Annotated in this window: 13 protein-coding genes and 1 pseudogene; 8 read left to right on the top strand and 6 right to left on the bottom strand. The window is 52.3% G+C overall.

Annotated features, from left to right (window positions below; translation table 11 throughout):
• Positions 1–70: 70 nt before the first annotated feature.
• From FFI61_RS14875 to FFI61_RS14865, 3 genes are all read right to left on the bottom strand, one after another.
• Positions 71–469: a helix-turn-helix domain-containing protein gene (locus FFI61_RS14875; protein WP_200371434.1), complete on the bottom strand. Its 399-nt coding sequence runs from the start codon at positions 467–469 to the stop codon at positions 71–73.
• A gap of 117 nt (positions 470–586) precedes the next feature.
• Positions 587–1549 carry an AraC family transcriptional regulator gene (locus FFI61_RS14870; RefSeq protein ID WP_200371427.1) on the bottom strand — a complete coding sequence of 321 codons (963 nt, stop codon included), beginning with the start codon at positions 1547–1549 and terminating at the stop codon, positions 587–589.
• 441 nt (positions 1550–1990) lie between these two features.
• The gene (locus FFI61_RS14865; RefSeq protein WP_200371426.1) at positions 1991–2170 is read right to left on the bottom strand and encodes a hypothetical protein; all 180 of its coding nucleotides are present in this window, start codon (positions 2168–2170) and stop codon (positions 1991–1993) included.
• Positions 2171–2405: 235 nt separating this feature from the next.
• Between FFI61_RS14865 and FFI61_RS14860 the strand changes: the two genes are divergently transcribed.
• A complete protein-coding gene (locus FFI61_RS14860) occupies positions 2406–3611 on the top strand; it encodes an esterase/lipase family protein (protein WP_200204653.1) in 1206 nt (401 codons plus the stop codon).
• Positions 3612–3617: 6 nt separating this feature from the next.
• On the opposite strand, the gene FFI61_RS14855 is transcribed toward FFI61_RS14860, so the two are convergent.
• Together FFI61_RS14855 and FFI61_RS14850 are read right to left on the bottom strand one after the other, a co-directional pair.
• A complete protein-coding gene (locus tag FFI61_RS14855) occupies positions 3618–4691 on the bottom strand; it encodes an NAD(P)H-dependent flavin oxidoreductase (protein ID WP_200371425.1) in 1074 nt (357 codons plus the stop codon).
• Between the two features lie 38 nt (positions 4692–4729).
• The gene (locus FFI61_RS14850) at positions 4730–4957 is read right to left on the bottom strand and encodes a hypothetical protein (RefSeq protein ID WP_200371424.1); all 228 of its coding nucleotides are present in this window, start codon (positions 4955–4957) and stop codon (positions 4730–4732) included.
• Between the two features lie 464 nt (positions 4958–5421).
• Here FFI61_RS14850 and FFI61_RS14845 point away from each other — a divergent pair, with 464 nt between their 5' ends.
• From FFI61_RS14845 to FFI61_RS14820, 6 genes are all read left to right on the top strand, one after another.
• Entirely contained in the window at positions 5422–6390 is a 969-nt protein-coding gene (locus tag FFI61_RS14845; protein WP_200371422.1) for a beta-ketoacyl-ACP synthase III, read from the top strand.
• A gap of 63 nt (positions 6391–6453) precedes the next feature.
• The gene (locus FFI61_RS14840; protein ID WP_200371420.1) at positions 6454–7614 is read left to right on the top strand and encodes a mechanosensitive ion channel family protein; all 1161 of its coding nucleotides are present in this window, start codon (positions 6454–6456) and stop codon (positions 7612–7614) included.
• Between the two features lie 97 nt (positions 7615–7711).
• Positions 7712–7984 (top strand): YebG family protein, encoded by a 273-nt coding sequence (locus FFI61_RS14835; protein ID WP_200204658.1) that lies wholly within the window; start codon positions 7712–7714, stop codon positions 7982–7984.
• A 210-nt stretch (positions 7985–8194) separates the two neighbouring features.
• The gene (locus FFI61_RS14830) at positions 8195–9676 is read left to right on the top strand and encodes a flavin-containing monooxygenase (protein WP_200371418.1); all 1482 of its coding nucleotides are present in this window, start codon (positions 8195–8197) and stop codon (positions 9674–9676) included.
• 136 nt (positions 9677–9812) lie between these two features.
• Positions 9813–10490 (top strand): FadR/GntR family transcriptional regulator, encoded by a 678-nt coding sequence (locus FFI61_RS14825; protein ID WP_200204660.1) that lies wholly within the window; start codon positions 9813–9815, stop codon positions 10488–10490.
• A 2-nt stretch (positions 10491–10492) separates the two neighbouring features.
• Entirely contained in the window at positions 10493–11491 is a 999-nt protein-coding gene (locus FFI61_RS14820) for a bile acid:sodium symporter family protein (RefSeq protein WP_200371516.1), read from the top strand.
• Between the two features lie 12 nt (positions 11492–11503).
• On the opposite strand, the pseudogene FFI61_RS14815 reads toward FFI61_RS14820, so the two are convergent.
• Positions 11504–11917 (bottom strand): annotated as a pseudogene (locus FFI61_RS14815) (J domain-containing protein); the annotation flags it as partial.
• Positions 11918–12084: 167 nt separating this feature from the next.
• Between FFI61_RS14815 and FFI61_RS14810 the strand changes: the two are divergent.
• Positions 12085–14289 carry a TonB-dependent receptor plug domain-containing protein gene (locus tag FFI61_RS14810; protein ID WP_310966204.1) on the top strand — a complete coding sequence of 735 codons (2205 nt, stop codon included), beginning with the start codon at positions 12085–12087 and terminating at the stop codon, positions 14287–14289.
• The last annotated feature ends 39 nt before the right edge of the window (positions 14290–14328 follow it).

Below are 14328 nucleotides of genomic sequence, written 5' to 3'. Positions count from 1 at the left end.
TCCGCTCGCTATCAAGAAAACGCATGGCCTTATCAGAACAGGATTGGAAACAGGATGGCTGATCGGCTGATTACTGCCTGCCCGGTATCCGGTCGGCTTGTGGGTGTAGGTGCAAGCTGTCGGACGGTGATTCGCCAAGCAGTCGCTTGTAGTCGAGCGAAAATTGCCCCATGTGGGCGAAGCTGCATTCGCGCGCGATACTCGCAACCGTGGTAGTAGTCGGGTCGGCATGGTGCAGTAGCCTACTAGCTTTCCTCAAACGTTCCCGTTTAACGAAAGCCATGGGTGTAATACCGTAGGTGTGCAAAAAAAGATAACCGATCGTTCGCTTGCTCACACCAGAGGCTTCAGAAAGTTGACCGAGTTGGATTCTTTCTTTCATGTGCTGCGCGATGTAGGCGAGCGCTTCATCCAGCCTGTTGTGATGAGTCGATCCCTTACTTTCTATGGTCTTGTTAATTGAGGCCACCCCTGGATGCCAGGTTGCGTAAGAGTTGATTCTAGTGCTGTGAGGAACAGCTTCGCTATCGCGAATCCGCACGGGTACCGATTGGCGAGAAAGAAATGGGAGCGAGCCTTACTGTAACTATGCAGTAGCCCGCGCAAGCGTGACGCTGGGGGACTCACCGAATGCATTCTTGTATTGGGTGGCAAACAGGCTTGGGTGGTTAAAGCCCAATCTGAGCGCCTCAGTTGTGACAGTCGTTCGGCCACCTGACATCTTGAGCCTGCTGCGGACCTGGTGCAGCCGCATCAGGCGTAAATAGCGCGAAGGGCTTGTTCCGAAAGCGTCAGCGAAGGCGTATTCCAGGTATCGACGGCTGGCGTGCATCGACGCGCACAGTTTATCGATGCTGACCGGTTCTGTGATTCTCTCGCGCATATAATCTTCGGCTCGCTTCGCGAAAATATAATGCCCCCACGCCTGAGACATGACTTTCGCTGAAGGGGCATCCATAGAGCTCAGGGCAGCGCCCAACGCATTACGGAGATCGGTGACCAACCAGTCGTCCCCCAGAGGACCCAGCGGAATTTCAACGAGTTGCACAATGTTTGCAATGGCTTGCCGCAGATCCTCTAATTTATCGGCGGGGGGCCTGATGGTTGTACAAGAGGCGATTTTGGTTATGTTCGTACGCGAAGTGGTTTGTTCAATTGACTCAATCCATTCGGGGGGAACGACTAGGGAGATCCATCCGTAGATTTTCGAAAGGTAACCGTTGAGTTCCTGGCCTGGCTGGCAGACTAATAGATGCGACTCGTCGACGGGATTGCCGTTCCAGGTAGCCTGAACGCCCTTGGTGAACGCGCCAATGCTGAATCGACTTGGATCCAGTTCGCCCATCGCTCGGATAGGCAGGTTGACGGTACCGAGGTCGATTGAAAGATCACCTAGTGAAATTTGCTCAAGCGCAATATCGAGGTTTCCGGGCTTCAGTTGGACAAATTCCAGGTTGGCGCCGCTAACGGCATGATTAACCTCGTCCAGATCGTGATATCGAGCCGGGGGCTGGTATTGATTTCCTGAAGTACCAAATCCTTCGCTCATGGAACGCTTCCTGCGATTTTTTGATAGGCCCGTAGAAGTATAGGTCAGACGGCACCTCACCACTAGAAAACCATCAACAAGCAATCAGCTAGGCGCCCTTTCAAGATTACCCTCTGAACCCGGCTTTGTCTTACGCATAATTGATTCGGTTTCGCAGCCTTCGCCCAGGCTGTTTCAAAGACCGAAAACAAACCGGAAGCGATCGCCGAGCAGGCTTATCTCTATGGTGCCCTACAGGCAATATTTTACGGTCAGCGCTGGATCTATACCCAGAACGATGAAGCAACCAACGACATCTACTCGGGACTGAACAAACTCTTCTTAGCCGTCACCATCTACGATACCCGGACACGTCCACTGCTGCAGACGCCTCAACCGTTCCCGACTCTTGGCAGCCAGGACAGCAGCTTTGAAAAAAATGCGGAGGGGTTGAAAGCATCATCATCCCCGCTTGGCATTGTTATAGAGCATTGTCCTGGAGGGCCCACCTAGCAACTTGCTCCGCTCATCGGCATTACACCCCCACTCTTCCGTTATCCGGAAAAAGCCTTTTAGTGCCACACGCCCCTTTTCAGCCGCGCGATCACTTTCAGTGCTTCTACGTTCAACTACAGCTGTCATGGGCCACCTCCCGCGATCCCTTTGTTCACATATGTACAATATAGATCATTATGACCACTTTTGACACTTTCTATTTGGTCTGACGCTTCTTGACAGAGAGGCCGTTAGAGGAGGAATAATACCGAAATGACTGCTTCTGCCTTAAAACAAGCCATATGCACCGACCATTATTTCCTTGATAGTACATACATGGCTTGATCCGCGTATTCCGAACGCAGCTTGGGAGCACAGCAAAATGGTGTCAGTTAAAACCTTACATGGTTCAGCACAACTGCTCCTGGATGCTACCAGTGGCGTTACTGATATTACGGAAAACATGCACCGCACAATTGCCCGTGATGCCAATCCGTTGTATCGGTTGCTCGATGTTGCAGGCTTGCCTGTGCAAGATCAGCGAAGGCACACCGCTTACCAGGCTATTCAATCAACCACCTATGTGCTGAAACAGGGGTTGCATTACTCCCTCTCCAGATTCTCAAGGAGTGAGGGGCACCCATATACTTCAAAAAGTATGAGAGTTGTAGCTGCATTGAATGGTGTTTGCGGCGATCACCTTGAGGCCAGTAACAACCCGCTGGCAATCAACATGAATTTCCGAAACAGTCTTGGAGAGAAGGTACAGCCGGGCTCGGGCAATCTCAGCGCAACGGTTCCGGGTGCCAGCCCGCGTATCGTGGTTTTGGTTCACGGTTTATGCCTCTCACATGAGTACTGGAAAGGGCACAACGAAGGCAACCTGGGCACGGAACTGCAGTCCGCTCATGGCTTCACGCCATTGTATCTGAACTACAATACGGGTCGACACATTTCCAGTAATGGCAAAGAGTTAAGTGAACAACTTCAGAAGTTAGTTGAAGCCTGGCCTGTTGAAGTTGAAGAGCTCACACTGATTGGCCACAGCATGGGTGGGCTCGTTATACGTAGCGCATGCTGGTACGGCAGTGAACGAAACCTGCCCTGGACAAAGCTATTGCGAAACGCCCTTTATCTTGGTTCACCACATCACGGTTCGCCCGTCGCCAAGGCCGGGCATATGCTGACCTTCCTCATGAGGCAGTTTCGCTACGTCAGCCCCTTAGCGCTTGGTAGACACACCAGTGCCGGCATCAAAGACCTGCGACACGGTAACTTGCTGGACGATGACTGGGATGGCATTGACCAAGACGACTTCCACCCGGATGGGCGCAAGCCGGTTCCACTTCGCGAAGGCACCCGACACTACTTTATAGCCGCAGCTATAGGTAAGCGTGTGTCGAATATTCCCAGCACTATGATGGGTGACCTACTGGTTCGTCTGGACAGCGCCAAAGGGCATCACGCGGATGACTCGCGAAGGCTGCCAATACGCCTCGAAGATTGTCGTGTATTTGAAAAGCTCAATCATCTGGATTTGCTCGACAACAAGGTGGTGCACGACCAGATACTGGAATGGCTCGCGTAGCAGGCCTTAGCCAGGATACCTACTGCGGTACTCCTCCATAATCAGCGCCACCAATTCGGCGGCGGGCAATTCCCGCGCCATGGGTGCGCCCTGACCTGCCCATTGCGCGGCGAATTCATGATTACCGAGCTTCGAAGCTGCCGTGTTCAGGCGCTTTGCTGCATCGTAAGCCACCGGGTAATCGGCAGTTTGAGGGCTGTCGCTAGCTTCGCCGAAGGATATCAGGCGGTTAACGATTCCACGTGCCGGGCGGCCAGAAAGCACCTTTGTTAACCGTGTATCTGCTGCCCGCTCACTCTTGAGCGCTTCACGGTAGGCCTCATTCGCAGACGACTCCGGGCACAAAACAAACGCTGTTCCGAGCTGAACCGCTGCCGCACCTGACTCAATTGCAGCACTCACCCCGAAACCGTCCATCACGCCACCAGCGGCAATAATGGGTAGCGTGGTCTTCTGCGCCAGCAACCGCACAAGCACAAAGGTGCTCAGGCACTGATCCGCAGCCTCCGGATTGAACATACCTCTGTGGCCGCCTGCCTCAATACCTTGAGCCACTATGGCATCAATTCCTGCAGCTTCAATTATTGCGGCTTCGTCACGACAGGTAGCCGTCGCCATGGTAAAAATGCCTGCTTCCTTCAGTGCGGCAATACGTTCTGCCGATGGAATTCCAAAGTGAAAGCTGACAACCGCTGGTTTCAGCTCAAGCAGCATGGCCAGTGTTTCGTCATCTTCAATAAACGATGTATAAAGTTCGCCGAGTGAATCCGGTGGTTCTATGCCGGCCTCGCCAAACAAAGGGGCCAGATACTGCACCCAGGCAGCCTCAGTGCTCTCATCCCGGCGTGCAGGTTCGTGGCAGAACACATTCACATTGAACGGCCCGCTGGTAAGCGCCTGGGCCTGCTCAATCATCTTCCGGGCCTGAGCCGGTGTGCTGGCACCGATCCCCAGCGAACCCAGTCCTCCTGCATTGGTGACCGCTGCAGCCAATTCCGGTGTAGCAACCCCGGCCATTGGTGCTTGCACGATCGGATGGCGAATACCTAAACGCGCTGTGAGACGGCTGGAAGAATTCATACAGGCTCCTGTTCTGATGAGGCGTTTTCGTAAGTTGCTTATTCCACTGGGCGTACGCGAAACCCGAGTTTCGGGAAATGTACGTGGACAAGCCCAACTTCTGAGGTTTCTCTGGCAAGAATAGTCACACTTTTATCGGTATAGACGAGTGTGCCAGTAACCGGGTCACGGCCATAATCGTCCGGCGCAATAGTGACTTCCTGGATCAGCTGAAACTCGTCTTCCGCATCGGGCAATGCTCGAGGCTGTGCATTTTTTGTTCGCATAGCCGCTTCGCCGGCACTGAGATTTTCAGGCTGTCAATGTCCGAATGCAGTCATTCGTGACAACCAGGCACTTACCTTCGGGGAACCTTGCAACCAAGGCTTTCCCGCCAATTCAACAACGAACCACAACCCGTGATCCCAAGCATTACGCGGATTTTCTCGGAGAAAGGGGGTAAGGCGTAATTGTAGAGAATCAGATCGGGCATTTAGTGCAAGTCCTTGTCTGAAGACTGGAGTGTAACGCAGATTACCGCACGCTGCGGCAGCCCAATAAGGCGAAACAGGCCCATTTAGCCAGTGTTTTCACGGTCGTCTTTGACAAACAGCTAATAACAGACAATGGTTCAGGGGTATAGCATGGTCTAAAGCCAAGGAGCGTTTAAAACGCATTCAGAACCCTGCAAACCAAAAGGCCCCCTGAATGCACAGAGCTCCCCAATCGGATATATCGTGGGATTTAGCGAATGACCTTTGCACGCATTGCCGGCACTGGCTCTTACCTGCCAGAGAACATTGTTACCAACAAAGACCTCGAAAAGACGGTTGATACCACGGACAAATGGATCCGTGAGCGAACCGGCATTGAGCAGCGGCACATTGCCTTGAAAGGCCAGACCACCGTGGATCTCGCAGAGCAAGCCGCGTTGAATGCCATTGAAGCTGCCGGCATAGATGCCAGCGAGATTGACCTCATTGTGTTTGCTACGTCCACCCCGGATAAGATCTTCCCTAGTTCTGCCTGCATTCTTCAAGCCCGGCTAGGGATTCATGGATGCCCGGCGTTTGATATTCAGGCCGTGTGTAGCGGTTTCGTGTATGCACTCTCGGTTGCTGACAAGTTTATAAAAACCGGGTCCAGCAAAAAAGCACTGGTTATAGGCGCTGAAGTGTTCTCACGAATCATTGACTGGTCCGACCGGGGCACCTGTGTGCTCTTCGGAGATGGTGCTGGCGCCGTGATTCTGGAGGCACATGAAGACACAGGGATTCTTTCCACCCATATTCATGCAGACGGACAGTACGAAGACTTGCTTCATGTGCCCTGCGGAATTGCCAGCAATTACGACCAGGTTAAAGCGGGCAAGGCCTTTGTAGAAATGAAAGGCAGCGAAGTCTTCAAGGTAGCCGTAAACACCTTGGGCAAGATCGTTGATGAAACTCTCGCAGCCAACCAGATGAAAAAATCCGAAATCGACTGGCTGGTGCCTCATCAAGCTAACCTGCGCATCATTGCTGCTACCGCGAAAAAGCTGAGCATGCCCATGGATCAGGTTGTGGTTACCGTTAACAAGCACGGCAATACCTCAGCGGCCTCTATACCTCTCGCCCTGGATGTTGCCGTTAGAGACGGACGTATTCAGCGCAACGATGTTGTAATGCTTGAAGCCTTTGGCGGGGGCTTTACCTGGGGTTCAGCTCTTTTACGCTACTGACACTCATCAGGGCTTCTATAATTCGAAAGCACTCCGCTCTCTTTTTGGCAAAGGACAGGATTGATGGTCGAATTCATGGCAGCCGTGGCTGAGCAAATAAAGAAAAACCTTGGTGACACACTAAACGCCTTTGGCGGCCATGAGGTGGCTTGGCGTGAAGTTGGCGCTTATGTGTTCAGCCAAGCCGTGATTTCGACTCTGTATTTGGCTTTGTTTTTGGGCGCCTACCTGGTGGTGATTGGGCTTGTTCGATTGGTAGTCGGAAAGCGCAATGTAAAGAGCCCGATGTTCAGGCACGGTAGGAGCGGTTTGCGTTATCTTGCCGGGCTGGGTGCGCTACTGATAATACTGGCGCAATTTGGAGCTGGGGTTGAGTTTCTAAAGGCGGCATCCAGAGCGGGTCTGTTAGCGCTGAGCTTCTACGTAGCATGGCTGGTTAGCCGTCGTCTGACCACCGAAACCTTGCGTCGCAACCAGTTAGATGCATCTATCCAACAGTTAGCGGGCAATGTGTTGTCTGTGGTGATGGCGACCTTTGCAGTGGTCACCATTCTTGCGCAATTCGGTTTTGACCTGCTGTCGATTGTTGCTGGCTTGGGTATTGTGGGCATTGCTGTAGGGTTTGCGGCTCAGTCGACGCTGTCAAACTTCATCGCTGGTATCACCTTATTGATTGAGCGGCCATTTCGCATTGGCGACTGGGTCACAATTAATGGCCAGGATGGCAAGGTGGTGAAGATTGCCCTGCGCACCACCTGGCTGCGGACTCGCGACAACATATTCACCATGATTCCCAACGACAGCGTGGCGTCTTCAGAGATTGTGAATTACAGCGCAGAAGGCGCTACAAGGCTGAACATCCCTGTCGGCATTGCTTACAAAGAGTCTGCCAAGGCCGCCAGAGATATCATTATGCCGGTACTTTTGGCGCACCCGGAGGTTTTGCAATCTCCGGGCATGGAGCCACGGGTAGTGCTTAAAAATCTGGGCGACTCCTCAGTAGACCTGGAAGTAAAAATATGGATTACTCCAGATAATCTGGATGTTCAGCCCGGCATCATGGCCGAAGTGTTGGAGCAGATCAAAGAGACGCTCGATGAGGCTGGCATCGAAATACCCTTCCCGCACCTTCAATTGTTTGTTGATGAAGCCAAGGGCTTGAAGCCATTGTTCGAGTCGCTTTATCCGGAAATTCGTCCAGATCGCCCCGTAGAGCGTGAGTAAATGGGTTGCTTCTCCCCGATTGAGTGTATTTCTCCGGGCAAGTCGGATACACTGTATACCTATACAGTAAATTAGACATTCACTGCGAGGAATGACCATGGCGGTACAAGCAGTCTATTTTTCCGATAGGGACGGCCTGGATATGGCATTAAAAAATCCTGAGACCATGCTTTTCACATCAAAGGCGGATGCCGATGCCAGAGATAAGATCCTGGAGTTGGCGGAAGAAATTCAGGTTTATCTGGCCCGAAAAGTAGAAGGACTGGGCGACGACTTGGCGGAAAAGTGCGCCATGGCCATAGCCGAGGATAAAGATCTGTTCCAGAGAGCCCTGAAAAAACCGGATTTGCTCAACGCTACCCAAGAATAGCTCTTTCCCCTTACAAGCCCTATCTATCAAGCCGCGCCTCCCTGGGAAGTGCGGCTTGATGGTTTTTGGGGTCAGTAAAACTACCCCTGAGAACGTGAGACCTGGCGTTTACTGCCACCAAATCTGGCACAAAAAGCCATGACTTGGGTGGCAATAGACACATATAGTGAACAAGGCGTCATTATTTTCACAAGACTGGATATCACGGGTATGGCCAACAAAAACAGCAACACACAACCCTCTGTCATCATAATCGGAACAGGGTTTGGCGGAATAGGCATGGCTATCCAGCTAAACAAGGCCGGATTCACCAATGTCACTTTGCTGGAAAAAGCCGATCGGGTTGGCGGAACCTGGCGCGACAATACCTACCCCGGTGCAGCATGTGATGTGCAGTCCCACTTTTACTCCTATTCTTTCGAGCCAAAGCACGACTGGTCACGAAAATTCGGGCTGCAACACGAACTCCTTGGCTATATGGAACACTGCGTTGAAAAGTATGGGCTGAGTGAACAGATCCGCTTCAACTGTGAGGTGGCGGAAGCCGTGTTTGACGAGGCGCATAACCACTGGATCCTCACGCTGACAAGCGGCGAAAAACTGCAAGCACAGGTTGTCATTTCAGCCACCGGCCAACTTAATCAGCCGGCGTCACCCAATATTGACGGCATGGAAGCGTTCAAAGGCACCTCCTTTCACTCCGCTCGCTGGAATCACGATTACGATCTCAAAAACAAGCGGGTTGCGGTTATCGGCACGGGCGCCAGCGCCATCCAGTTTGTGCCCGAGATTGCCCGTGAGGTGAAATCGCTCGCGCTCTTCCAGCGTTCTGCTGCCTGGGTAGTCCCAAAGCCTGACAGGCCTTTTAAAACCTGGGAGCAAAACCTGTTCAAAGCTGTTCCTGCATGGGACAGGCTGTACCGATACCTGATCTATTGGAAGAATGAAAGCCGAGGCCTCGCCTTCACGGGGTTCAGCAGCCTGTTGAAAGTATTGGCTTTGCAGGCCAAAAAAGAAGCGCGCAAGCACATTAGCGATCCCGGGAAACGGAAACAGATCATTCCGGATTACCAGATTGGCTGTAAGCGCATTCTGATTTCCAACGATTGGTATCCGGCCATCAATCGATCCAACCTGGATCTCGTTACAGACCCCATTGCCAAAGTAGATGCGACTGGCGTTCAAACGCAATCGGGTAAACATTACCCGGTTGATGTCATCATTTTTGGTACCGGGTTTCGTGCTTCTGAATTTCTGTCTCCGATTCGTGTTACCGGGCGCGGCGGCGTGACACTGAACGAAGCCTGGAAGAATGGTGCGACAGCGTTTAAAGGCATCACTGTATCGGGTTTTCCAAACTTGTTCATACTGTATGGACCCAACACAAATCTGGCCCATAACTCCATTCTCTACATGCTCGAATCACAGTTTCAGTACATTCTTGGCTGCCTGAAGGTGCTACAAGAGCATCCGGGTGCGGCCATGGATGTCCATCAACACCGGGTAGAGAGCTATTCCAGCACCATTCAGAAAGATCTTGAAGGCAGCGTGTGGAGCTCCGGCTGCTCATCCTGGTATCTTGATGCCAATGGCAAAAACACACTGAACTGGCCGGGGTTTACCTTCTCCTATCGTCTTGCCACTCGTAACGTTAACCCGGCGGACTACCAACTCCTTAAATCAGCCGGGTAACCCCCGGCTTTTGGCATACTCAACAAGAGCGGCGCTTTGCACCGTCTCTTGGTGTTTGTGATTTCCTTGCTAATGCATTTGCATCGACAACTGATTCATAGGATGATTCTATGATCAGCTGAAGGGATGACCCACAATGCTCAAAAAAATTCAAAAAGGCTCTCTGGTAGAGACCGCTATAGAAAGCTTGAGGCACGCGATAGAAACGGAACAATGGTTGGTCGGCGACAAGCTTCCGGTGGAAGCTGAGCTTTCAGAAGCCCTTGGTGTCAGTCGCAACACGGTGCGAGAAGCGGTACGAGTGCTCGCTCATGTCGGTATGCTTGAAACCCGACAGGGAGACGGCACCTATGTGAGAGCCACCCGGGACGCCGGTGAAACCCTCAAGAGGATCGCCCGCACCCAGCTAACCGATCAGCTTGAAGTTCGGATTATGCTGGAGACCGAAGCCGCAAAACTGGCGGCACAACGGCGCACTGACCAGGACGTTCGTGCCATGACCATGGCACTGGATGCCAGAGGCAAGGCCGATTCGAATTTGCAAGAGCGCATTCGTCACGATGAGGCTTTCCACCACGCGCTTGTGGCCGCGTCCCATAACTCGGCGCTTTCGGAACTTTACGATTACTTCTCCCACGCAATAACTCAGACAATCGAGCGCACCGAAAGCGACGCAGACCTTCCGGAGCCCTCCCAGGAAGATCACGAACTACTTCTTGCGGCCGTTCGCCGTCAGGATTCGGACAAAGCGGAGAAACTTGCCCGGGCACTCCTCTCCCCCAGCCTTCAGGCCCTACGAAAGAGGGGCACGTGACCATGAAATTCCGGCCAGACACATTTACCATTATGTTACTGGGCGCTGTTGCCCTTGCTTCATTTTTGCCGGCCACCGGCGTTGTCGGAGAGTTATTGGCGGTGGCAGGGACAGTTGCCGTTGCCCTGCTCTTTTTCTTCCATGGAGCAGCATTATCACGACAACAAATCGTCGATGGGGCATCTCACTGGCGACTGCACATACTCATCACCGCGCTTACCTTTGGCTTCTTCCCTCTGGTCGTGCTCCCCATTAACGGCATGAGCAACTTCGCACCTTCATGGATGCCCCCAGACCTTGGGCTTGGCTTTTTGTATCTGGGTGTATTGCCATCTGCCGTGTCTTCATCCATTGCATATACAGCTTTGGCCCGCGGTAACGTACCGGCGGCTATATGCAGCGCTGCAGCATCGAACGTATTCGGAATGATGCTGACGCCCTTTCTGCTACTCCTATTGGTAAGCTCTGCTGGTAGCGGGGATTTTGCGGTGGGCGAAGCCCTGAAAGATATCGTTCTGCAGCTACTGCTGCCCTTTGCTGTCGGCCACGCCATGCGCCCCATGTTGGGAGGATTTCTGGGCCGGAATGAACATCTGATGGCGCGCTACGACAAGTGTGTGATCTGGCTGATCGTGTATTCCGCCTTCTCCCATTCCGTGGAAAGTGGTCTTTGGCAAAACCTGCCGCTGAAAGCTATTGTTCTCACCATACTGCTGTGTATCGGGTTGCTGGCTCTGTTTATGTTCTTTGCACGCTTTATGGTGCGGCGGTTCGGGCTCAGTCTGGAGGACGAAGCTGCGGTAGTTTTCTGCGGCTCAAAAAAGAGCCTGGCTTCGGGGCTGCCCATGGCCAAAGTGCTATTTTCCGGACACCCCGGCTTTGGGATGATCGTATTGCCGATTATGTGCTACAACCAGGTCCAGGTTATTATTGGCGCCATACTGGCACAAAAGTATCGTGACAAAATTGCCGAGTCGAAATTACCAGGCGAATCACAATAGGCGGCTGCCTCTTCAGCCGCCACCCATACCTCCAAATATTGTGGCAAGCACTACAAGCCCGATGATCCAACCTATAACGGCCGGCCAGAAGTTAACCATTTGCGGTGCGTCTTCATCCATATGCTCCTGGCCCGGCTCCGGGTCAGGGTATCGGCGCTCCTCATCCTGGATTGCTATTTCCTGAAGACTTTGCCATTCAAACCACTCCGCCAAAAAGATAACAACCGGGGGAGGAAGACTGCCGTTTTCGGCCATAGGCCGAAGCTGCGGCTCCAGTTGTCGGCCAAGCTCCCGCCGCAACAGCGCCTGATCAGCAGGTGGCTCACGAAGAATAGCCTTCCATATGCCTGCATCCCGGCTTCTAGCCGGATCATTCAAAAGCGCCTTGATCTGGATCATAACCTCACGGACGACCTGCCCTTCCGAGGCATCAAGATCACGATCAACCAGGCTTAAATTCTTATCAGGCATATTCCAAACCTATCGATTCATTACGTTTTTGAGAGACAATCATCGTGTAGTCAAATACGATAGCTAAAACATACAAAAAACGACGTTTTACCTTCTACTCGGCAGATTATAGAACGACACCCATGTCCGTTACGAATTTCGACAAAACCGCCTTTCGGCCCACCGCTTTTTACCGCACAAACGTGACGGTAATGGTTTTGGCGACTGCCGTTTCATTGGTGTCAATGGATACTGCCGCCCAATCCCCGGATGGTGATGCTCAATTGGCTGGCTTCTACGGGTTTAACGACGAGATTCCAGAAGTTTTAACAACCACCCGGCTCAGACAACCCAAAACTCGGGTTCCAGGCACCACGACGGTCATTGAAGGCGAAATGATCCGTGATCTTGGCATTATGAACCTTGTTGAGGTATTTCGGCTGGTTCCCGGCATGGTTGTGGCTGAGGTTGGCAGCAACTCCCCTGTCACCACATATCACGGCACGGTTCATTACGAACAGCGGCGCATGCAGGTCCTGGTTGATGGTCGGACAGCGCATCGCGCAACACTGTCTGACATGGACTGGCAAACCATGCCGGTGCCGCTGGAACTCATCGAGCGAATAGAGGTAAGCCGGGGGCCTAACTCAGCAGCATATGGAATTAACGCCTTTTTAGGCACCATCAACATTATCACCAGAAACCCCGCCGACACCTCTGGTGTCGAGATACGAGCCATTCGGGGCTCCAGAAACTACGTTCGCACCTTTGCCTCGGTTGGTGATGCCAATGATAGTTACGACTGGCGGCTTGCCTTTGAGAAGCGAAAATTTGATGGCTTTGATTACCAAAGCGGAGGCCCTGATCCGGAGCCATTTCATGACGGACATAATATCAACTCGTTTAATTATTCTTCCCGCCTGAAGGTAAACTCCGGGTTTAACGCTGATATTCGACTGGGTGTCGTAGATGGCGTAAACGAGCAAGACAAGGACAGAAGCGGAGAACTGGAAGCTGTCGGTCATCCAGATATTGATCTGCGGGACTATTACCTCCAGACGCAGCTTAACTTTACACCCTCAAACAATCACTTCTTTCATATTCTGGCGAGCTTCGAGAACTATGACCGCAGACAGCAGTGGCCCATTGAACTACCGGAAACAGCCGTGGACTGCCTTGCCAATGGTGACCTCCTTTTTTTAAAGGCCAACAAAGGCCTGTGTTTCCCCGGAAGCCCCGGAGGCATCCCGTTAACGGCGGAAGTTAACGCAGATTCAGAAGACTCCCGGTTTGAACTGGAACTACAAGACACGCTTTTATTTAGTGACGATCTTAAGCTGGTAACTGGCATTGGCTTCCGGGAAGACACCTATCGTTCTGAAACCTACTTTAATGGCCGGGGTAACAACCACCAATCCAGGGTGTTTGGTAATCTTGAATACTCACCGACCACCTGGCTCACTTTGAATGGTGGCGGTAACTGGGAGCGCACAACGACAACGGATGAAGGTTATTTTTCACCCCGGGTTGCGGCGAACTTCATCCTTGGCAATAACCACGCACTCAGGTTCGTTTTCTCAAAAGCAGTTCGCACGCCCGACGGGTTTGAGCAAAACCCGGATTATGGATATACACTTAGAAATGTTGAGCCCGCAAAGTATGCGGGATACGAGGGGTACCGGGTAAATAGTACTGATGTATGGAAGCACTACTCCTACGTAACACTCGGGGAAACGCTCAAAGAAGAGACGATAGTATCGAGAGAAATCAGCTACTTCGGGCAGTTTCCTATGGAGACAGGTCAACTGTCCCTGGAGGTTCGCTTATTCAAGGACGAACTCCGGGATATGATTAGCGGCGTTATCCAGTTTAAGGATTGGACCATTGATAACAACGTGGCACTGGATCAGGAGGGCGTTGAAATTGAGGCGTCACTTGAGTTCCCAGGAACAACATTCAGGGCAAGTTATGGCTATCTTGAGCAGGATGGCTGGTATACAGGCCCGGTCATTCGTGATGAAAATGGCAACCCCGACCCAGCTCGCCAGGAATACAATGTTGACTTGCTTGGCCGCATGTCGGCCAGACACTCAGGCAGCCTGGCACTTATTCAGGATCTGCCATTTGGCATCAGGGGCTCTTCCGCATACTACTGGGCGGACAAGTTTCGGAGCTCCCGGTTTGAGCGCATCGATTTCCGATTGGCAAAGCGGTTTTTTCAACCGCGCTACTCAGCGGAACTTGCGCTCACCATGCAACACTACATAAACGAAGAACCGGATATGAGCAGCGCCAACAATATTGCGGATCCCAATCAACTCTTCGTTGAAGCGGGTATACGTTTCTGATCGTTAATCAGGGACGATTTCTGGCCTGGGATGGTATGA

Source organism: Marinobacter sp. DY40_1A1, assembly GCF_016597815.1.
GTDB classification, from domain to species: Bacteria; Pseudomonadota; Gammaproteobacteria; order Pseudomonadales; family Oleiphilaceae; genus Marinobacter; species Marinobacter xiaoshiensis.
This window is presented reverse-complemented; position numbering and strand designations above follow the sequence as displayed.